The organism is Pseudoxanthomonas sp. UC19_8 (assembly GCF_042700505.1).
Lineage (GTDB): Bacteria > Pseudomonadota > Gammaproteobacteria > Xanthomonadales > Xanthomonadaceae > Pseudoxanthomonas_A > Pseudoxanthomonas_A winnipegensis.
Genome location: NZ_CP170559.1, coordinates 3,220,499 through 3,238,211 on the forward strand (window position 1 = coordinate 3,220,499; position 17,713 = coordinate 3,238,211).

Consider the following 17,713-nt stretch of genomic DNA (forward strand, 5'->3'; position numbering starts at 1 on the left):
ATCACCTAGCCCGCCTTGCGCAGCGGGGCCTTCTTCGCCGGCTTCTTGGCCGACTTGGCGGGAGCCTTCTTGGCGCTCTTCTTGGCCGCCTTCTTCACCGCCTTGGTGGCCTTGGCCGGGCGCTTGGCGACCTGGTCGGTGGCGGTCTTCTTGGCCGGCGTGCGCTTGTTCTCGCCCAGCGACTTCTGTAGCAGGGCCATGAAGTCGACCACGTTGGTGGCATCGCCCTCGCGCTCGTGCTGCGCCGGCTCATCGACCTTCGCCGTGGCGCCCTTGGCCTGGATGCGCTCGGCGATGATGGCCTGCAGGCGCTCGCGGAACTCGTCGTGGTACTCGTCCGGTTTCCACTCCCCGCTCATGGACTGGATCAGCTTGCGCGCCATTTCCATTTCCTTGGGCGAGACGCGGTAGTCGCCGGCGTTGCCGCTGGGCAGCTTGTAGTCGTCCGGGGCGACCAGCTCCTGCGGATAGCGCAGCAGCATCAGCACCAGCGCGTCGCCCTGCGGCAGCACCGCGCACAGGTACTGGCGGGTGCGGATCACCACCCGCGCGATGCCGGCCTGGCCGGTGTCGCGCAGGGTCTCGCGCAGCAGCACATAGCCCTTCTCGGCCTTCTTGCCGGGCACCAGGATGTAGGGCTTCTCGTAGTAGCGCACGTCGATATCGGCCGCATCGACGAAAGTCTCCACCTCGACCGACTCATGGCCTTCCGGCGCGGCGGACTTGATGTCCTCCTGCTCGACCACGACGTAGTTGCCCTTGTCGTACTCGAAAGCCTTGACGATGTCCTTCCAGGGCACTTCCTCGCCGGTCTCGGCGTTGACGCGCTCGAAGCGGATCGGCGACTTGTCGCGCGAATCGAGCATGCGGAAGTGCAGGTCGACCTTGCGCTCGCCGGACATCAGCGACACCGGCACATTGAGCAGGCCGAAGGTCAGGGTGCCGCTCCAGATCGGTCGGGCCATGACGGGTCCTTCGCACGCGGCAGGGCCGCAAGGCCACCGAGTGTGCGAACTGCGCCCGTGGATGGATCGTGACGGGCCGGCGGCGATTCAGTCGGGGTCGGGCAGCGCGTAGCTCAGGTCGTAGAAGTGCTGGCCATTCTCGATGCGGATGGCCAGCGTGCCGGTGATGCCGGCCAGCGCGCCAGTGCCCGATCCAGGCGAGACCTGCACCTCCAGCTGCTGGCGCTCGCCCTGCATCACGCCGCGATGCACCAGCACGAAGCTGCCGCTCCTGCCGTCCAGCGTACCGGTGACCCGCTCGATGGCCACGTACGAGGCCGAGGTGGGCACCGCGGCGCGCGCGGCCAGCATCTCGCCGACGCCGGTGCCGACCAGGTCGCCGCTGAAGCGCTTGTCCAGCGACAGGCGCGAGAGGCTGTTGCCATCGTCCGTCTCCGGGCCGATCCCGCCCTGGGGCTGCAGCTTGACCTCGAAGGTCCCGGTGGCGTGATGCATGGCAGGCTCCCGTGCGCAGGCGAATGACATCGATGCAAGGCGCCGAGTCTAGCCCAAGCCGCAGTCTTCTCTTCAGTGTCTGGTGGGAGCCGCCACGGCGGCGATAGGGCTCTACCGGTGGAAGCCCGAAATTTCGGGAACGCCACATCGCCGCCATTGGCAAAACAGGCCACAAGGGTCCCACCCGTAGAGCGGAGCTTGTGGCAATCCCCTCTTGGGGACTCCGCTGGGGCCTTTCCCGCGAACCGAACGAAGAGCAGCGGAGTCCCCAAGAGGGGATTGCTACAAGCTCCGCTCTACAAGGAGGCTCCGACTCGAGCTGGGAGACAGTTGCTCCCACCGGGCGCGGAAGGCGCGGCATAACGCCGGCCAAACGCGACGCGCGCAAGCCCCGGCGGCCGGCGCAACTTCAGGGGCACGGGCGTAGCATCGGCGCATCCCCCAAGGCGGGAGTTCCGTCATGAAGCGCTCTGCCCTCTTCGCCAGCGTGCTGCTGGCCGCCCTCAGCCTGCCGGCGCTGGCCGCGCAGTCCAACGTCACCGATCCGAACCTGCCCCGCGCCCTGCCCGCGCAGGGACCGGTGTCGGTGTCCTGGACCGATCCGGCGCAGTTCACCGACATCCGCAACAGCCCCAACCGCTGGGAAGCCCAGCGCGGCACCTGGGTCACCGACCTGGCCGGCTATCTGCGCCAGGCCGCCGCCAAGCAGCTGCCGCCCGGGCAGACGCTGGATGTGCGCATCACCGACATCCATCGCGCCGGCGAGTACGAGCCCTGGCACGGGCGGTCGGCCGATCACATCCGCTTCCTCAAGGACATCTATCCGCCGCGCCTGAGCTTCGACTACACCCTGCACGACGCCAGCGGCAAGGTCGTCGACCAGGGCCAGGCCAAGCTGGTGGACCTGTCGTATCTGATGGGCGCCCGGCCGATGGACAGCGATCCGCTGCGTTACGAGAAGCGCATGATCGACCAGTGGACGCGACGCGAGCTGGGCCCGGACACGCGCGCGGCCGGCGCGCCGTGAAGGCCGCGGCGCGTGGGCGGGTACAGTTGAACCCTGCACGCGCCGCCGCCATCTTTCCGCCTTCTCCTTGAGACCGCAGGCCCCGCCATGTCCGACTTCGACCTGACGCCCCCCGACACCCTCCAGCGCGCCGAACTGATCGCCGGGCTGAGCGAGGAGGAGCGACATGTCCTGCTCCAGCACGGCACCGAGGCGCCGTTCTGCGGCGCCTTCCTGGACAACAAGCTCGAGGGCGTCTACACCTGCCGGCTGTGCGGGCTGCCGCTGTTCGCCTCCAGCGCCAAGTTCGACTCCGGCACCGGCTGGCCCAGCTTCTTCAAGCCGTTCGATCCGGCCCACGTCAAGACCATCCGCGACACCAGCTACGGGATGATCCGCACCGAGATCACCTGCGCGCGCTGCGGCAGCCACCTGGGCCATGTCTTCCCCGACGGGCCGCCGCCGACTTACGAGCGCCACTGCCTCAATTCGGTCTCGCTGGCCTTCACCGAGGCCGGCCAGCCGCTGCCCGACCCGCTGCATCGCGGCGGCGCCGAGGCGCAGCTGGCGCAGGCCGCCTGAGCGCGGCGCATCAGCGCCAGCTGAAGTCCCACCGCGTCAGGCGCCCGTCGCCGTCGCGGTCGTACTGGGCCATGGCCTGTTCGGCGTAATCGACGAACTCGGCCTCGCTAATCAGCTTGTCGTAGTTCTTGTCCATCGCCTCGATCCGCGCGCGGGCCGTGCCTTCGCGGCCGATGCCGCCGGTGTTGGGATCGATCGAGGCGCGCATCTCGTCCAGGGTGATGAAGCCGTCGTGGTCCAGGTCCAGGGCGGCGAAGGAGGCGCGGGCGCCGGCGTCGTATTCGGCCAGGTTCACCACCCCGTCGTGGTCGGCATCGAGCTGATCGAAGCGCGCCTGCGAGACCTGCGCCAGCACGGACGCGGCCAGGCCCAGCAGGACCAGGCCGAGCAGCGGTTCGGGACGGAGACGGGGCATCGCGGGCGCGCCAGGCGGGACGAGGGCGCCATCCTGCCATGCCGCGCGCCGCCGCAGCCAAGCCGGCGCCGGCGATTCCCATGCCCGGCTATGCTGTGCCCATGAGCGTGTACGTGGACGATGCGGTCTGGCCCTGGCGCGGCCGCCGCTGGGCGCACCTGATGGCCGACTCGCTGGACGAACTGCACGCCTTCGCCGCGCGGCTGGGCATGCCGCGCCGCAGCTTCCAGGACAAGACCAGCGGCGCGCACTACGACATCGACGCGGACACCCGCGCGCTGGCCCTGACGCTGGGCGCGGTGGCGATCTCGCGCCACCGCGACCGCGCCCAGGTGCGCGCGGTGATCGCGCGGGCCAAGGCGCAGGGACGCGGGCTGGCGCCGTAGCGCTATCGGGCGCGCGCCGGCCTTCGCCCGCGTGGGCGTGCCCGGGCGGCGGGGCCGCTCAGCGGCCCGGATGAAGGTCGTCCACCTCCCGCCCAATCGGTCGAAGCGGAAATCCGGCTTGCTCCCGCGCGCCGCGCTCAGCCGGCCTCGCTGGCCAGGCGCAGGTCGAAGCCCAGCAGCTGGCTCAGCGCGCGCATGGCCTCGTCGTCGCGGCGCAGCGCCATCCAGCCGCCGTAGCCGTCGGCATCGGCGTTCCAGCACCACAGCGTGTAGCCGTGCGGGCGCAGGCTGTCGTAGGCGATGGACAGCAGCTGCGGCACGTCCAGCCCCTCCATGAAGTCCTCGTCGTCGCGGTCGCCGCCCCACTCGATCTGCAGGCCGTAGCGCGCGGCCAGCTCGTCGAGCGCCTCCATCGTGGCGTCGATGTCGTCCGGGCCGACGAAGAAGCCCGAGGTCCAGTCCACGATGTCGCGCAGCAGCCAGGGCAAGGGCTGGTCGTCGCCGGCGGCCAGGCGTTCGCGCAGCAGGTCGAACTGGCGCAGGGCGGTGTCCTCGTCGCCCGGGTTGATCAGCACCAGCAGATTCCAGGCCAGCGCCTCGGGCGTGTCGGCCTCGTCCAGGTCCAGACGATCGGCGTCGTCTTCGTAGTCGGCGGTGTTGTCGGGCATGGCGGAACTCGGCGTGCGGGAAAGGGGCCGGCCCTCGCACGGGATGCGCGCAGCCGGGGCGGCCATTATCCTGTGCGCCCTCGTTGCGCGCAGTGACCGTCCCACCATGTCCGAGACCCCTCCCGACCGCCTGGCCGTCGATCCGTCCAGCCGCTTCCACGATCAGGCCGCGCTGGACCGCGGCGTCGGCGTGCGCTTCAACGGCGTCGAGCGCGACAACGTGGAGGAGTACAGCGTGTCCGAGGGCTGGATCCGCGTGCAGGTGGGCAAGTCGCTGGATCGCCGCGGCCAGCCGATGACGCTGAAGATCAAGGGCAAGGTCGAGCCGTACTTCAAGACCGAGGCGGCTTGATCGCCGCGTTCCCATAGGCCCTTGTGGGCCTTTTGGCCCATGAGAGCAAGGGTTTCCCGAGAAAGCCCCTCGCCGCCATGGCGGCCCCCACCTGTAGAGCGGAGCAAGCTCCGCTCTACAGGGAGGGGGCTGCAAGATTTGAGGGGGATTTGCTCCCACCTGGCGATAGCGCTCAGCGCTGGCGGGTTTCGAGCAGGTCCAGGTTGCGGACGAGCTTGCGCGAGACTTCTTCGGAGATCTTGCGTTCGCGCGCCAGGCGGAACAGTTCGGCGCGCTCGGCGCGCAGGCCGGCCTGGCGCATCTGGCGTTCGACCTGTTCGATCCGGCGCGCCTGCGCCGGGGCGATGTCGGCCTCGCCGCCCAGGCGGTCGACGTGGCGCTGATAGAGCTGGCTGACGCGCTCGGCGCAGGCGCCGTAGAGCTCCTGGTCCTCGACCGCCTCGGCCGAGGCCACCAGCCGCTGGCGCTCGCTCTCCACCGCCACCAGCGCCGCGCGGGCGGCGGCCTTGCGCGCCAGGTCCTCTTCCTGCTGGTCTTCCTGCTCCTCGGGCAGCTGCAGGTTCTTCAGCAGGGGCGGCAGCGCCACCGAGGCGATCAGCAGCGAGACCAGAATCACCGCGGCGGCCAGGAAGATCGCCAGGTCGCGCGCCGGGAACGGCGAACCGTCGCCCATCGCCAGCGGCAGGGTCAGCACGCCGGCCAGGGTGATGGCGCCGCGCACGCCGGCCAGCGAGGTCGCCACGATGATCCGCCAGTTGGGGCTGGTCCGCTCCACGCCGCGCGCGCGGTCGCGCAGGAGGTTCAGGCCCAGCGACACCCACACCCAGATCAGGCGCAGCAGGATCAGGCCCAGGCTGATGGCGGCCACGTAGATGGCCAGCCACCACGGCTGCAGGTGGCCGGTCTCGTCGATGCTGCGGATGGCGTTGCGCACGATGCCCGGCAGCTGCTCGCCCAGCAGGGTGAAGACGATGCCGTTGAGGGTGAACTGCACCATGTCCCACACCGCCGTGCGCTGGATGCGCACGCTGGCCGCGGCGCGGCCGGAGAGCTCGACATAGCTCATGGTGATGCCGGCCGAGACCGCCGCCAGGATGCCCGAGGCGCTGACCGCCTCGGCCACCACGTAGGCGGCGAACGGGGTCAGCAGGCTGACCAGGATCGACGAGCCGGCCTCCTCGCCGAAGTGACGCATGATCCAGCGCTGCAGCACGTTGATCGCCCAGGTCACGCCGATGCCGCAGCCCAGGCCGGCCAGCGCCACCCACAGGAAGGTCAGCGAGGCGTGGGCCAGCGAGAAGGCGCCGGTCAGCGCGGCGGCCACCGCGAACTGGAAGCACACCAGGCCCGAGGCGTCGTTGAGCAGCGATTCGCCTTCCAGGATGTGCATCAGTCGCTTGGGGATGGGCACGCGCGAGGAGATCGCCGACAGCGCCACCGGGTCGGTGGGCGAGAGGATCGCCGCCAGGGCGAAGGCCACCGCCACCGGCATCGCCGGGATCATCCAGTGGATCAGGAAGCCCGCCCCGACCACGGTGAACACCACCAGGCCCAGGGCCAGCTCAAGGATCACCGTGCGGTCGCGGAACAGCCCCTGCTTGGGGATACGCCAGCCGTCCAGGAACAGCAGCGGCGGCAGGAACAGCAGGAAGAACAGCTCCGGGTCCAGCTCCACGCCGTGGTTGAACATCGAAATGACCGCGCCCAGCCCGATCTGCACCAGCGGCAGCGGCAGCGAGAACGGCAGGACGCGGACCAGGAAACCACTGGCGGCCACGGCCAGCAGCATGGCCAGGACGATTTCGATCGAGTGCATGACGGTGAACTTACCAGACCGACATGCACTGTCTGCTGATCCGGACCGGGCGATGCGTCAGGTCTTGATCTTCCAGCCGGTACGGAACATCGCCCACACCGCCACCAGGCACAGCACCAGAAAGCCGCAGATCGCCGCCAGGCTGACGCCCACGTCCACGTCGGCCAGGCCGAAGAAGCTCCAGCGGAAGCCGCTGATCAGGTACACGACCGGGTTGAACAGGGTGATCTTCTGCCATACAGGCGGCAGCATGGACACCGAATAGAACGCCCCGCCCAGGAAGGTCAGCGGGGTGACCACCATCAGCGGGATCACCTGCAGCTTCTGGAAGTCGTCGGCCCATAGCCCGATGATGAAGCCGAACAGCGAGAAGGTCAGCGCCGTCAGCAGCAGGAAGGCCACCATCCACACCGGATGCTGGATCTCGTAGGGCACGAACAGCCGCGCGGTCACCAGGATCAGCAGACCCAGCATCAGCGACTTGCTCGCCGCCGCGCCCACGTAGCCCAGCACCACCTCCACGAACGAGACCGGCGCGGAGAGCAGTTCGTAGATCGTCCCGGACCACTTGGGCATGTAGATGCCGAAGGAGGCGTTGGAGATGCTCTCGTTGAGCAGCGAGAGCATGATCAGGCCGGGGATGATGAAGGCGCCGTAGCTCACGCCTTCCACCGACCCCATGCGCGAGCCTATCGCCGCGCCGAACACCACGAAGTACAGCGAGGTCGACAGCACCGGCGAGGCGATCGACTGGGTGATGGTGCGGAAGGTGCGCGCCATCTCGAAGCGGTAGATCGCCAGCACCGCATGCCAGTTCAGGCCCAGATTCATGCGCGCGCCTCCCGCACCAGGTTGACGAAGATCTCCTCCAGCGAGGACTGCGAGGAATGCAGGTCCTTGAAGTCGATGCCCTGCTCGCCCAGGCGCTTGAGCAGCGCGGCGATGCCGGTCTCCTCGGCCTGCACGTCGAAGGTGTAGACCAGTTGGGTGCCGCCGGCCTGCAGCTCCAGCGGCAGGTCGGCCAGGGCGGCCGGCACGGCCTCCAGCGGCTGCTGCAGGGTCAGGGCCAGCTGCTTCTTGCCGAGCTTGTGCATCAGCGTGGCCTTGTCCTCCACCAGCACCAGCCGGCCGCCGGTGATCACGCCGATGCGGTCGGCCATCTCCTCGGCCTCCTCGATGTAATGCGTGGTCAGCACCACGGTGGTGCCGCGATCGCGCAGGGCGCGCACCAACTCCCACATGTCGTGGCGCAGCTCGACGTCCACGCCGGCGGTGGGTTCGTCGAGGAACAGCACCCGCGGCTCGTGTGCCAGGGCCTTGGCGATCAGCACGCGGCGCTTCATGCCGCCGGACAGCGCCATGATCTTGGCATCGCGCTTGTCCCACAGCGACAGATCGCGCAGCACGCGCTCCAGCAGCGCCGGGTCGGCCGGCTTGCCGAACAGCCCGCGCGAGAAGCGCACCGCGGCCCAGACGGTCTCGAAGGCCTCGGTCGCCAGTTCCTGCGGCACCAGCCCTACCAGCTTGCGCACGGTACGGTAGTCGCGCACCACATCGTGGCCCTCGATCTGCACCGTGCCCTCGCCCGGGCGGACGATGCCGCACAGGATGCTGATCAGCGTGGTCTTGCCTGCGCCGTTGGGGCCGAGCAGCGCGAAGATCTCGCCCTTGCGGATCTCCAGGTCGACGCCCTTGAGCGCCTGGAAGCCGCCGTCATAGGTCTTGGTCAGCCCCTTAACCGAGATGGCCGAGGTCATGGTGGCTCCTGTGTTGCATGGATGGAACGACGCGCCGCGCGTGCGGGCGGCGGCGTAGCCTGCGGCAAGCCTCGTGATCGGGCAATGCAGGCCGGCGCGACGCTGTGTCCGGGCATCAGGTTGGCGAGGGCTCCTTGCGTTCGACGCGGGTGTCATCAAGGGCGCGCGGCAACGGGTCGACGCGTGTGCGCTTGAACGCGCCGGCGTTGCCTCTTGGCCTTGGCGAGCGCCTGCTAGCGTTCGCTGGCCCCGGGCTCGCCTGGGACCAGTTGCGCACTGCGCCGCCGCGGCAGCAGGCGCCAGCCGAAGTTCACCCCGGCCGCCGCCAGCAGGATCAGCAGCGCGCCGAGCACCTGCGTCCAGGCCAGCGACTGGCCGAACGCGATCCGGTCGACCGCGATCGCCACCACCGGATAGACGAACGACAGCGCGCCGGTCATCGCGACGGGCAGCTTCTGGATAGCGCCGTACAGCAGCACGTACATCACCCCGGTGTTCACCACCCCGAGCACGACCAGATCGAGCCACTGGCGCGGGCTGGAAGGCAAGGCATCGAACTGAGCGAACGGTGCCAGCAAGACGATGCCGACGCCCAGCTGCAGCAGCGCGAGCAGGTGCGGCGGCGTGCCTTTCAGATGCTTGGTGACGATCGACGACACCGCGTAGAGGAACGCGGCACCGAGCGCCAGCGCGATCCCGTGCAGATACTCGCCCGGCACCGCGAGGACGGCCGGCGGCACGCGCACCACGCCCACCAGTCCGACGAACGCCAGCGCCAGCCACGCCAGGGTCGAGGCGCTGATGCGCTCGCGGAACACGATCGCGCCGAGGCCGACCAGCATGAAGGGCTGCGTGTTGTAGACCGCGGTGGCCATCGAGATCGAGGCGCGCCCGTAGGCCGCGAACAGCAGCAGCCAGTTGCCCACGATCGCCAGCCCGCCGAACAGGACCAGCGCCAGCATCCGCGGCGAGAACGCCTTGCGCCGCAACAGGCCCAGCGCGGCGCAGACGATGATCAGGGTGGCCGCGCCGAACAGGCAGCGGAAGAACACCACATTGGTCGGCGACTGCTGCGAGGACACGACCAGCCAGCCGATCGTGCCGGACATGAGCATGGCCACGACCATCTCGGCCGCGCCACGGCGAATTTCGTCGGAGGCCATTGCCGGGAGTTCCTATCGAGCGTTGCGGACGGCTGAAATTTCAGGAACCCGGTCAGCTCGAATACATGCTGAAAATTACGCCAGAACTTGATTCTTCTTTCGGAAGAAAGGCCGTTATGGCAAAGCACCTTCCAACCCCCAGCGTCGCCACGCTGGACGCCATCGACCGCGCGATCCTCGCGGCACTGGCCCAGGACGCGCGCATGCCGAACAGCGAACTGGCCCGTCAGATCGGCCTGTCGGCGCCGGCCACCGCCGAGCGGGTACGCCGGCTTCAGCACCAGGGCGTGATCGCCGGGTTCGCGGTCGAACTCGATCCGCGCGCGCTGGGCTACACCTTGCAGGCGATCGTGCGGGTCAAGCCGCTACCGGGTCAGCTGCACCTGGTGGAGGAGCTGCTGCAGCGCATTCCCGAGTTCGTCGAATGCGACAAGGTGACGGGCGACGACTGCTTCATCTGCCGGCTCTACCTGCGCACGATCCAGCATCTGGACGACATCCTGGCCAAGGTCACCGAGCGCGCGGAAACCAGTACCGCGATCGTGAAATCCACCCCCGTGCCCGCGGCGGCTTCCGCCGCTGGTCGAAGCAGACTGAACGAAAGAAGGAAGCCGCTTCGGCGAATCCCGACGCTCCGCACGCACCCGCTGTCGGATCCTGCGCCGCGCCGCGATCGATCCACCAAGGCCGCAACGGCCGCACGCTCAGGCCGAAGATGCACAGGCCGCGGCGCGGGCGCGCATCTGCTCGGCCTCGCGCGCGTTGCGGGTCAGTGCGGCGGCTTGCTCGAAGCAGGCGCGCGCCTCGTCGAGGCGGCCGAGCCGCTCGAGCAGATCGCCGCGCACCGCCGGCAGCGCCGGGTACTCGCGCAGCGCGGCCTCGTGGATGAGCGTGTCGGCCAGCGCCAGGCCGACCTGCGCACCGGCGGCGCGGCCCAGCGCGACGGCGCGATTGAGCTCGATCACCGGCGACGGCGCGACCTGCGCCAGGCGCGCATACAGCGCGGCGATGCGCGGCCAGTCGGTGTCCTGGCTGCGCAGCGCGCGCGCATGGCAGGCCGCGATCGCCGCCTGCAGCGTGTACGGCGCGTCGGCGCCGCCCAGCCGCACGGCGCGCTCCAGCGCCTGCAGCCCGCGCGCGATCTGCAGCCGGTCCCAGCGCGCGCGGTCCTGCGCCTCCAGCAGCACAGGCGTGCCATCCGCCAGGGCGCGCGCGGCGGTGCGCGAGGCCTGCAGTTCCATCAGCGCCAGCAGGCCGAACACCTCCGGCGCGCGCGGCATCAGCCCGGCCAGCACCCGCCCCAGGCGCAGTGCCTCGGTGCACAGCGCCGGCCGCATCCAGTCCTCCCCCGCACTGGCCGAATAGCCCTCGTTGAAGATCAGGTAGAGCACGTCCAGCACCGCGTCCACACGCTCGGGCAGGTCCTCGCGCGCCGGCGCCTCGAAAGCCACCTGCTGCACGGCCAGCGTGCGCTTGGCGCGCACGATGCGCTGGGCCACCGTCGGCGCGGGCTGCAGGAAGGCGCGCGCGATCTCGGCGGTGCTCAGCCCGCCGAGCAGGCGCAGGGTCAGCGCCACGCGCGAATCGGCCGGCAGCACCGGATGGCAGGCGATGAACATCAGCCGCAGCAGGTCGTCGCCGATGGCGTCGTCCAGCTGCGCGGTGCTGTCAGGCCCCGCCACGACCTGGCCCTCCAGTTCGAAGGCGATATCGGCGTGCTTGCGCTGGTGCAGTTGCCGCTGGCGCAGGCGGTCGATGGCGCGGCGCTTGGCGGTGGCCATCCACCAGGCCGCCGGGTTGTCCGGCAGGCCTTCGCGCGGCCAGTGCTCGAGCGCGGCGACCAGCGCGTCCTGCGCCAGTTCCTCGGCCTGGTCGATATCGCGCAGCATGCGCGTCAGCACCGCCAGCACCTTGGGGGCTTCCATGCGCCACAGCGTGTCGATGGTGCGATGGAGGTCGGCGGCCATGGTCGGCGATCAGACCACCGGCCGGCGGCGTGCGCAACCGCGCCGGCGCGGTGCATGCGGCGGCTTGGCGCGACGCCGCGCGCATCGATGCGGGGACGCCCCGCGGCGCTCCCCTACGCGTCCCGACCATGCTCGCGACGCCGCCACGCGCCTAGCGCTGCACGAGCGTTTTGAACCCGCCCCAGAACATGCGCTTGCCGTCGAAGGGCAGATTTTCCGGCCCCCACCGCTTGAGGCGTGGATCGTCCATCGCGCGCTTGTTGACCTGATCGCGATGCGCGCGCGATCTGAACAAGATGTAGGCGAACACCACGACCTCGTCCGGCTTGAGCCTGACCGCCTGCGGGAACGAGGTGTGCTTGCCCGGTTTGACATCGTCGGCGATGCATTCGACGTACTGCAGCGCGCCATGGTCCATCCAGACCTTGCTGCCCATCCGCGCCATCGCGTGGTAGGCGGCCAGCCTGGCGGTGGGAACGGGAATCACGAAACCATCGACATAGGCCATGTCGGTCTCCTTCGCATTGGACTGGGACGTATCGGGTTGGAACCGGGCTCAGACCTCACAGCCCGGTGCAGGGACGACCACGTTGAGCATCCACGGCGTGCCGAAGCGGTCGGTGAGCATCGCAAAGCCCGGCGACCAGAAGGTCGGCCCCAGCGGCAGCTGGATCTGTGCGCCCTCGGCCAGGGCCGCGTACAGGCGTTCGGCCTGGGCCACATCGTCCAGCTGCAGACTCACGGTCATGCCGTGCGGCGGCGTGTAGTCCTGCGGCGGGCAGGCGTCGGAAGCCATCAGCGTGACGCCGCCAGCGATCACCATCGCGTGCATCACCGCCTCGTCGGGCATGCCGGGCATCCTGGCGTCCGGCGGCGCCTCGCCGACGGTGGCCATCGCCACCACCGCGCCACCCAGGGTCTGGGCATAGAAGCGCATCGCCTCGCGGCAGTTGCCGTTGAAGAACAGGTACGGGGCTACGTTCATGGGGTTGCTCCTTGGGAGGGGGAATCAGGACTGTCCGGCGGTGCGTTCGCGCAGCCGGACTTCCTGCTCGCGCAGTTCCGGCGTCATGGCCTGGCCGAAGTCCTCCATCTCGAACAGCGGGCGCACCTCGACCTCGGCCCCGCCGTCGAACGGCGCGCGCTTGAGCCACTCGATAGCCTCGTCCAGCGAGCGCACCTGCCACAGCCAGAAGCCGGAGATCAGCTCGCCACTGGCCGCGAACGGGCCGTCGATCACCTCGCGCGCCTTGCCGTCGAAGCGCACCCGCGCGCCGCGGCTGGACGGATGCAGGCCCTCGCCGGCCAGCATGATCCCGGCGCTGACCAGCTCCTCGTTGTAGCGGCCCATGGCGGCGAGCACTTCGGTGGAGGGCATCACCCCGGCCTCCGAATCCGCATCGGCCTTGACGATCACCATCACTTTCATCGCATCGCTCCTCTCGGTGGATGCGCAGGCCGCAAGGCCCGCGCTGTGATGGAACGACGCACCAGCGCGTGCCGGATCGACATCGCGGCGCGAAGAGAATTCGCGATTACCGCCAGGCCAGCGCTGCGGGCGCGACCGGCGCGCCTGCGGCATCATGCGCGCACGCCCTCGCCCAGGAGCCTGACATGCAGTTCCTCATGCTGATCCACGTCGATCCCGCGCTGATGCAGGCCCTGCCGCAGGCCGAGTTCGACCGCCTGATGCGCGGCTGCTTCGAACACGCCGACGCGCTGCAGCGGCAGGGCGTGCTGCTGGCCTCGCAGCAACTGGAGGGCGCACAGACCGCGCGTTCGCTGCGCGTGCGCGGCGGCCAGACGCGCGTGACCGACGGCCCCTTCGCCGAGACCAAGGAGCTGCTGGCCGGCTTCAACCTGATCGAGGCGCCGGACATGGCGGCGGCCGAGGCGATCGCGCGGAAGTTCCCCTGGGCCGCCTACGGCTGCATCGAGCTGCGCCCGGTGCGCGACATGAACCGGGTGCGCGAGGAGGTGGGCGCCGCGCCCGGCGCGCTGGAGCTGGCGCGCGCTTGACGGCTGCTTCACCGCCGCCGCTCCTAAAGTGCGATGTCGTCCGACATCGACGCCAAAGGAGGGCTGCATGTCCGTCTCCACGCCATCGACCGAGCCGGGCGCGCGCGCCATCGTGGTGGATATCCAGCACGAGCTGCGCTGGTGGCGCGAGCACTATCAGCAGACCGGGCGCGGCGGCTTCGCCCAGGCCGAGCCGACGCTGAAGTTCGCCTACGACAGCTATCTGCTGCACCCGCACGAGCGCCTGCACGCGCTGTGGCCGGACATCCACCGGCGCTACGCGCTGCTGCCCGCGCACGAACAGCTCGGCCGCGCCCAGGCCGAACGGATCATCGCCGAGGTCTGGCAGCACATCCACGGCGACGCTCCGGCGGCCTAGCGCCGCGCGAGCTCTTACGCGGCTTCCAGCAGCGGGCGAAGCAGGGCCAGGTCGCCGCGCAGCACGTCCAGCGCCTGCGCGCGCGCGTCGGCATCGGGCTGGCGCAGCACCCAGGACGGATGCACGGTGGCCAGCGCACGCGCGCCATCGGCCATCACCCGCCACTGGCCGCGTTGGGCCATCAGCTGAAAGTCGCCGCCCAGGACCGCGCGCGCGGCGTTCGCGCCCAGGCAGACGATCGCCTGCGGATCCAGGCGTGCGAGCTCCTGCTGCAGCCAAGGACGGCAGGCGGCCACCTGCGATGAGGTCGGGTTGCGGTGCAGGCGGCGCTTTCCGCGCTGCTCGAAGCGGAAATGCTTGACCGCATTGGTCAGGTACAGCGCGCCGCGGTCGATGCCCAGCTCGGCCAGGACGCGATCGAGCAGCTTGCCGGCCGGGCCGACGAAGGGCCGGCCGCTGAGGTCTTCTTCGTCGCCGGGCTGCTCGCCGACCAGCACGATGCGCGCATCGGGCGGGCCCTCGCCGAACACGGTGCGCGTGGCCGGCTGCCACAGTTCGCAGCGGCGGCACGCGGCGGCGGCGGCGCGCACCGCGTCGAGCGAGTCGTCGGCGCGCAGGACCGGTTCGGGCGCGGCCTCGGGAATGCGGCGGCGCGGCGCCTCGGGCATGCGCTCGGCCATCTCGCGCACGCGCGCGCCGGCCGACTGCAGCAGCTCGGGCAGCAGCGCGGCCTCGGGCAGATGCTTCCAGTACTTCTGCGGCATCTCCGAACGCATCATGGTCGGGTTGAGCCGTGCGGGGTTGAAGATGTTGGCGTAGTAGGTGCGCCACAGCGCCTCGCGCGCATCGTCGGCCGGGGCGTCGGCGCGCACGCTGCCGGGGCCGAAGGCCAGGGCATCGCCGTCCCAGTGCGCGCTGCGGTAGGGGGTGAGGATCGCCCAGCGCATGCCGGCGAAGCGCCGCGCGAAGAACGGCGCGACGCGGTCGACGATGTGATGCTCGGGCTCGAACCAGGCGACGAAGGCGTTGGCCTCGCCGGGCACTTCGCGGAAGCGCACGAAGGCCTTCATCTTGTGGCTGTCGCGCCGCACCGCCTTGGCCAGCACGCCGGCGCGATGCACGTCCGCGTCGGTCGCATGCGCGAGCAGGCCGCGCTCGCCCTGCCCCATCCGCCACAGCAGGCGGTACAGCAGGCCATGCCGATGCGGATCGCAGTGGCAGAGCACGGCGCCGGCCAGCGCCAGGAAGTCGGAGGAGACCCGCGGCGCTTCGCGCTGGGCCGGCAGGGTGGTCACTTCGGGCGTCGCCAGCAGGCCGCCCTGAGCGCCGCCTTCCCAATCCACCTGGTCCGGGGCCACGTTCGCGCACCAAGCCGCTCGGGCCGCTACCCGCCAGGCCTCGAGGCTCCATGCCGGCTCCACGCGTGCGCTGAACATCTCAGCCTATCCGCTGAGCAGCACTGCTGCTGCCTTGGGGCAAGGCACGTGCTTTGCGCGAGGAATCTCTTGCGCTCACGCTGATTTGGGCGAAGAGATCCACGCGCGGATGCATCAGCGTGGGTACATCTCCCGCACGCGGGGTGGCGGGGCGTGCGCGTTCGGGCTTCGGAGGGGCAGCGGTCCGGCGGGCCGTGACCGCTTTTCCCTTGGTCAGGGCATCCTGCCCTGACTCGGGCGCTCGGCGTCCTGCCTCGCTAGGCGCGGCCACGGCCCGCCGGCCCGCTGCCGCGCGCGTCGAGCTCTTCGACTTCGTGTTGGAGGAAGTCCTGATCCATTCGATGAGCGGGCGCCACCCGGTCGGACGCTTCGGGCCGCACACCACGATGGTCAGCGGCGGCGAATCCATCGGGGATGATGGACCAAGCCGAGGAGCAGCGCGCGGCAGGCTCGAGGCGGATGGGCAAAGCGCGCTCACTGAGGCAGCACTCCAGCGCAGGCCCTCAAAACAGCCCCATCTGACGCGGCTTCGGCGCCAGCATGCCGCGCAGCTTCGCCGTGTCGTCCAGCGCCGCGCGCGGATGGTGGTCCAGCACCTGCACGAAGGGCAGCAGCTTCTTCATCGGCAGGCGCAGCCGGGTCAGGTCTTCCACCCGCAGCCGGCGGAAGCGCCGCGAGGCGATGATCCGCTCGACATTGCGCGTGCCCAGGCCGGGCACGCGCAGCAACAGTTCGCGCGGCGCGGTGTTCACATCCACCGGGAAGCGCTCGGGGTGGCGCAGCGCCCAGGCCAGCTTGGGATCGATGTCCAGGTCGAGCATGCCACTGGCGGCGTCGGTCGGCGCGATCTCGTCCACGGAGAAGTCGTAGAAGCGCAGCAGCCAGTCGGCCTGGTACAGCCGGTGCTCGCGCTGCAGCGGCGGCGGCTGCAGCGGCAGCTTGCTGGACGCATCGGGGATCGGGCTGAAGGCCGAGTAATACACGCGCCGCAGCCGGTAGTTGCCGTAGAGGTTGGTGCTGGTCTGCAGGATGGCGCGATCGTCCGCGCCATCGGCGCCGACGATCATCTGCGTGCTCTGTCCGGCCGGGGCGAAGCGCGGCGGCTTGGCGCGCAGCTTCTTTTCCTCGCGGCGCTGCTCCTTGTTCTCCTCGATCCGCCAGCGCAGCTCGCCCATGGCGGCCCGGATGCCGCCGGGCTTCTTCTCGGGCGCCAGCTGCGCCAGGCCGCCTTCGGTAGGCAGCTCGACATTGATGCTGAGCCGGTCCGCGTAGCGCCCGGCTGCGGCCAGCAGTTCCGGCGCGGCGTCGGGGATGGTCTTCAGGTGGATGTAGCCGGCGAACTTGTGGTCCTGGCGCAGGCTGCGCGCCACCTCCACCAGCTGCTCCATCGTGTAGTCGCTGTTGCGGATGATGCCGCTGGAGAGGAACAGCCCCTCGATGTAGTTGCGCTTGTAGAAATCCAGCGTCAGCCGCACCACCTCGTCCGGCGTGAAACGCGCCCGGCGCACGTTGCTGGTGACGCGGTTGACGCAGTAGGCGCAGTCGAAGACGCAGAAGTTGGTCAGCAGGATCTTCAGCAGCGACACGCAGCGCCCGTCGGGCGTGTAGGAGTGGCAGATGCCCATGCCCTCGGTGCTGCCGATGCCACCGGTGCCCAGCGAATGGCGCTTGTCCGCGCCCGAGGAGGCGCAGGAGGCGTCGTATTTGGCCGCATCGGCCAGGATCGCGAGTTTCTCTGTGACGTTCACACCAGGCAGCCTGCCGCAGGCGGGTCTCAATCCGTGAGACGCAAGCGCAGTGGCAACTGAACACGCCCAGCGTACCCGCCTCGACGCATGCGGCGCACAGGACCTAGCATGCCCGCCGTCCGTTTCCCCCGAGGCGCCCGCCATGAACACGCCGCATCCCGCCCCCGCCGCCAGCCCGGAAGCCCTATCCCAGCAGGCCGAAGCCGGCGTGCGCCGTCTGGAAGCCGACCTGGGCCGGCCCTTCGACGCCAACAGCGAGCGCCTGAGCGCCAGCCTGGCGGTGCTGGCCAGCGAGCAGGGGCTGAGCCGCATCGATCACGTCGTGCTGTCCGAGCGCAATGCGCAGGTCGGCCAGGGCGAGCTGGTCTTCGTCGTCCAGGGCGCGCTGGGCGATCCGGCACAGCTGCGGGCGCACATGCGCACCGAGCAGGCCGTGGCGATCCCCGCCGCGCAATCGCGCGAGCGCCTGCGCCAGCTGCACGAGCAGCATCAGCTGTCCACGCCCGTCCAGACACCCCCCGATCCGCAGCTGTCGCGCTGAACGCGCGCCCTTCGCAGG

The 17,713-nt window shown here is 70.0% G+C and carries 21 protein-coding genes and 1 pseudogene; 8 read left to right on the forward strand and 14 right to left on the reverse strand.

Annotated features, from left to right (window positions below; genetic code table 11):
- Positions 1 to 5 precede the first annotated feature (5 nt).
- Complete coding sequence (locus tag ACFJIT_RS14260) at positions 6 to 965, reverse strand: Ku protein (RefSeq protein WP_379653988.1); 960 nt, start codon at positions 963 to 965, stop codon at positions 6 to 8.
- A gap of 87 nt (positions 966 to 1,052) precedes the next feature.
- Entirely contained in the window at positions 1,053 to 1,460 is a 408-nt protein-coding gene (locus ACFJIT_RS14265) for a DUF3224 domain-containing protein (RefSeq protein WP_379653989.1), read from the reverse strand.
- A 460-nt stretch (positions 1,461 to 1,920) separates the two neighbouring features.
- Here ACFJIT_RS14265 and ACFJIT_RS14270 point away from each other — a divergent pair, with 460 nt between their 5' ends.
- Both ACFJIT_RS14270 and msrB read left to right on the forward strand, forming a co-directional pair.
- Entirely contained in the window at positions 1,921 to 2,487 is a 567-nt protein-coding gene (locus ACFJIT_RS14270; RefSeq protein ID WP_379653990.1) for a DUF3016 domain-containing protein, read from the forward strand.
- 87 nt (positions 2,488 to 2,574) lie between these two features.
- Positions 2,575 to 3,048 carry a peptide-methionine (R)-S-oxide reductase MsrB gene (msrB, locus tag ACFJIT_RS14275; protein WP_130515053.1) on the forward strand — a complete coding sequence of 158 codons (474 nt, stop codon included), beginning with the start codon at positions 2,575 to 2,577 and terminating at the stop codon, positions 3,046 to 3,048.
- Positions 3,049 to 3,058: 10 nt separating this feature from the next.
- On the opposite strand, the gene ACFJIT_RS14280 is transcribed toward msrB, so the two are convergent.
- Positions 3,059 to 3,463, reverse strand: a complete 405-nt coding sequence (locus ACFJIT_RS14280) for an EF-hand domain-containing protein (RefSeq protein ID WP_379653991.1) — start codon at positions 3,461 to 3,463, stop codon at positions 3,059 to 3,061.
- Between the two features lie 101 nt (positions 3,464 to 3,564).
- Here ACFJIT_RS14280 and ACFJIT_RS14285 point away from each other — a divergent pair, with 101 nt between their 5' ends.
- Positions 3,565 to 3,849, forward strand: a complete 285-nt coding sequence (locus ACFJIT_RS14285; RefSeq protein ID WP_130524202.1) for a DUF4031 domain-containing protein — start codon at positions 3,565 to 3,567, stop codon at positions 3,847 to 3,849.
- 137 nt (positions 3,850 to 3,986) lie between these two features.
- Here the strand turns inward: ACFJIT_RS14285 and ACFJIT_RS14290 are convergent, their stop codons facing one another.
- A complete protein-coding gene (locus ACFJIT_RS14290) occupies positions 3,987 to 4,517 on the reverse strand; it encodes a hypothetical protein (protein WP_130530433.1) in 531 nt (176 codons plus the stop codon).
- A gap of 106 nt (positions 4,518 to 4,623) precedes the next feature.
- Here ACFJIT_RS14290 and ACFJIT_RS14295 point away from each other — a divergent pair, with 106 nt between their 5' ends.
- Positions 4,624 to 4,869 (forward strand): DUF3297 family protein, encoded by a 246-nt coding sequence (locus tag ACFJIT_RS14295; protein ID WP_130515047.1) that lies wholly within the window; start codon positions 4,624 to 4,626, stop codon positions 4,867 to 4,869.
- Between the two features lie 172 nt (positions 4,870 to 5,041).
- Here the strand turns inward: ACFJIT_RS14295 and ACFJIT_RS14300 are convergent, their stop codons facing one another.
- The 4 genes from ACFJIT_RS14300 to ACFJIT_RS14315 form a co-directional block, all read right to left on the reverse strand.
- Positions 5,042 to 6,685 (reverse strand): Na+/H+ antiporter, encoded by a 1,644-nt coding sequence (locus ACFJIT_RS14300; protein ID WP_379653992.1) that lies wholly within the window; start codon positions 6,683 to 6,685, stop codon positions 5,042 to 5,044.
- 57 nt (positions 6,686 to 6,742) lie between these two features.
- Positions 6,743 to 7,504, reverse strand: coding sequence for an ABC transporter permease (locus ACFJIT_RS14305; RefSeq protein WP_130524203.1), 762 nt, complete (start codon positions 7,502 to 7,504; stop codon positions 6,743 to 6,745).
- An 8-nt stretch (positions 7,505 to 7,512) separates the two neighbouring features.
- Complete coding sequence (locus ACFJIT_RS14310; protein ID WP_130515043.1) at positions 7,513 to 8,442, reverse strand: ABC transporter ATP-binding protein; 930 nt, start codon at positions 8,440 to 8,442, stop codon at positions 7,513 to 7,515.
- A gap of 233 nt (positions 8,443 to 8,675) precedes the next feature.
- On the reverse strand, positions 8,676 to 9,605 hold the full coding sequence (locus ACFJIT_RS14315) for a DMT family transporter (protein ID WP_379653993.1): 930 nt from the start codon (positions 9,603 to 9,605) through the stop codon (positions 8,676 to 8,678).
- 116 nt (positions 9,606 to 9,721) lie between these two features.
- On the opposite strand from ACFJIT_RS14315, the pseudogene ACFJIT_RS14320 reads away from it, so the two are divergent.
- Positions 9,722 to 10,202: pseudogene (locus ACFJIT_RS14320) on the forward strand (Lrp/AsnC family transcriptional regulator).
- 107 nt (positions 10,203 to 10,309) lie between these two features.
- Here ACFJIT_RS14320 and ACFJIT_RS14325 read toward each other — a convergent pair.
- The 4 genes from ACFJIT_RS14325 to ACFJIT_RS14340 all read right to left on the reverse strand — a co-directional run bounded on the left by ACFJIT_RS14325 (position 10,310) and on the right by ACFJIT_RS14340 (position 13,001).
- Positions 10,310 to 11,572, reverse strand: a complete 1,263-nt coding sequence (locus ACFJIT_RS14325; protein WP_379653994.1) for an RNA polymerase sigma factor — start codon at positions 11,570 to 11,572, stop codon at positions 10,310 to 10,312.
- Between the two features lie 151 nt (positions 11,573 to 11,723).
- A complete protein-coding gene (locus ACFJIT_RS14330) occupies positions 11,724 to 12,080 on the reverse strand; it encodes a DUF1428 domain-containing protein (protein WP_379653995.1) in 357 nt (118 codons plus the stop codon).
- Between the two features lie 48 nt (positions 12,081 to 12,128).
- On the reverse strand, positions 12,129 to 12,557 hold the full coding sequence (locus ACFJIT_RS14335; RefSeq protein WP_130523822.1) for a VOC family protein: 429 nt from the start codon (positions 12,555 to 12,557) through the stop codon (positions 12,129 to 12,131).
- Between the two features lie 24 nt (positions 12,558 to 12,581).
- Positions 12,582 to 13,001, reverse strand: coding sequence for a YciI family protein (locus ACFJIT_RS14340; RefSeq protein WP_379653996.1), 420 nt, complete (start codon positions 12,999 to 13,001; stop codon positions 12,582 to 12,584).
- A gap of 185 nt (positions 13,002 to 13,186) precedes the next feature.
- Between ACFJIT_RS14340 and ACFJIT_RS14345 the strand changes: the two genes are divergently transcribed.
- Both ACFJIT_RS14345 and ACFJIT_RS14350 read left to right on the forward strand, forming a co-directional pair.
- Positions 13,187 to 13,591: a YciI family protein gene (locus ACFJIT_RS14345; protein WP_337052851.1), complete on the forward strand. Its 405-nt coding sequence runs from the start codon at positions 13,187 to 13,189 to the stop codon at positions 13,589 to 13,591.
- A 67-nt stretch (positions 13,592 to 13,658) separates the two neighbouring features.
- The gene (locus ACFJIT_RS14350; RefSeq protein ID WP_130536044.1) at positions 13,659 to 13,970 is read left to right on the forward strand and encodes a hypothetical protein; all 312 of its coding nucleotides are present in this window, start codon (positions 13,659 to 13,661) and stop codon (positions 13,968 to 13,970) included.
- A 14-nt stretch (positions 13,971 to 13,984) separates the two neighbouring features.
- Here the strand turns inward: ACFJIT_RS14350 and ACFJIT_RS14355 are convergent, their stop codons facing one another.
- Both ACFJIT_RS14355 and ACFJIT_RS14360 read right to left on the reverse strand, forming a co-directional pair.
- Complete coding sequence (locus ACFJIT_RS14355; protein ID WP_379653997.1) at positions 13,985 to 15,406, reverse strand: UdgX family uracil-DNA binding protein; 1,422 nt, start codon at positions 15,404 to 15,406, stop codon at positions 13,985 to 13,987.
- Between the two features lie 503 nt (positions 15,407 to 15,909).
- Complete coding sequence (locus ACFJIT_RS14360; protein WP_130523828.1) at positions 15,910 to 17,154, reverse strand: putative DNA modification/repair radical SAM protein; 1,245 nt, start codon at positions 17,152 to 17,154, stop codon at positions 15,910 to 15,912.
- Between the two features lie 142 nt (positions 17,155 to 17,296).
- Here ACFJIT_RS14360 and ACFJIT_RS14365 point away from each other — a divergent pair, with 142 nt between their 5' ends.
- Entirely contained in the window at positions 17,297 to 17,695 is a 399-nt protein-coding gene (locus ACFJIT_RS14365) for an XVIPCD domain-containing protein (protein WP_379653998.1), read from the forward strand.
- Positions 17,696 to 17,713: the final 18 nt, after the last annotated feature.

What these genes read in the sequence shown, in the direction of transcription:
- ACFJIT_RS14315 (WP_379653993.1), bottom strand. Translation starts at nt 9,605, where the DNA reads ATGGCCTCCGACGAAATTCGCCGTGGCGCGGCCGAGATGGTCGTGGCC.
- ACFJIT_RS14265 (WP_379653989.1), bottom strand. Translation starts at nt 1,460, where the DNA reads ATGCATCACGCCACCGGGACCTTCGAGGTCAAGCTGCAGCCCCAGGGC.
- ACFJIT_RS14355 (WP_379653997.1), bottom strand. Translation starts at nt 15,406, where the DNA reads ATGTTCAGCGCACGCGTGGAGCCGGCATGGAGCCTCGAGGCCTGGCGG.
- ACFJIT_RS14300 (WP_379653992.1), bottom strand. Translation starts at nt 6,685, where the DNA reads ATGCACTCGATCGAAATCGTCCTGGCCATGCTGCTGGCCGTGGCCGCC.
- ACFJIT_RS14260 (WP_379653988.1), bottom strand. Translation starts at nt 965, where the DNA reads ATGGCCCGACCGATCTGGAGCGGCACCCTGACCTTCGGCCTGCTCAAT.
- ACFJIT_RS14330 (WP_379653995.1), bottom strand. Translation starts at nt 12,080, where the DNA reads ATGGCCTATGTCGATGGTTTCGTGATTCCCGTTCCCACCGCCAGGCTG.
- ACFJIT_RS14310 (WP_130515043.1), bottom strand. Translation starts at nt 8,442, where the DNA reads ATGACCTCGGCCATCTCGGTTAAGGGGCTGACCAAGACCTATGACGGC.
- ACFJIT_RS14335 (WP_130523822.1), bottom strand. Translation starts at nt 12,557, where the DNA reads ATGAACGTAGCCCCGTACCTGTTCTTCAACGGCAACTGCCGCGAGGCG.
- msrB (WP_130515053.1), top strand. Translation starts at nt 2,575, where the DNA reads ATGTCCGACTTCGACCTGACGCCCCCCGACACCCTCCAGCGCGCCGAA.
- ACFJIT_RS14345 (WP_337052851.1), top strand. Translation starts at nt 13,187, where the DNA reads ATGCAGTTCCTCATGCTGATCCACGTCGATCCCGCGCTGATGCAGGCC.
- ACFJIT_RS14270 (WP_379653990.1), top strand. Translation starts at nt 1,921, where the DNA reads ATGAAGCGCTCTGCCCTCTTCGCCAGCGTGCTGCTGGCCGCCCTCAGC.
- ACFJIT_RS14365 (WP_379653998.1), top strand. Translation starts at nt 17,297, where the DNA reads ATGAACACGCCGCATCCCGCCCCCGCCGCCAGCCCGGAAGCCCTATCC.
- ACFJIT_RS14285 (WP_130524202.1), top strand. Translation starts at nt 3,565, where the DNA reads ATGAGCGTGTACGTGGACGATGCGGTCTGGCCCTGGCGCGGCCGCCGC.
- ACFJIT_RS14295 (WP_130515047.1), top strand. Translation starts at nt 4,624, where the DNA reads ATGTCCGAGACCCCTCCCGACCGCCTGGCCGTCGATCCGTCCAGCCGC.
- ACFJIT_RS14325 (WP_379653994.1), bottom strand. Translation starts at nt 11,572, where the DNA reads ATGGCCGCCGACCTCCATCGCACCATCGACACGCTGTGGCGCATGGAA.
- ACFJIT_RS14350 (WP_130536044.1), top strand. Translation starts at nt 13,659, where the DNA reads ATGTCCGTCTCCACGCCATCGACCGAGCCGGGCGCGCGCGCCATCGTG.
- ACFJIT_RS14280 (WP_379653991.1), bottom strand. Translation starts at nt 3,463, where the DNA reads ATGCCCCGTCTCCGTCCCGAACCGCTGCTCGGCCTGGTCCTGCTGGGC.
- ACFJIT_RS14340 (WP_379653996.1), bottom strand. Translation starts at nt 13,001, where the DNA reads ATGAAAGTGATGGTGATCGTCAAGGCCGATGCGGATTCGGAGGCCGGG.
- ACFJIT_RS14290 (WP_130530433.1), bottom strand. Translation starts at nt 4,517, where the DNA reads ATGCCCGACAACACCGCCGACTACGAAGACGACGCCGATCGTCTGGAC.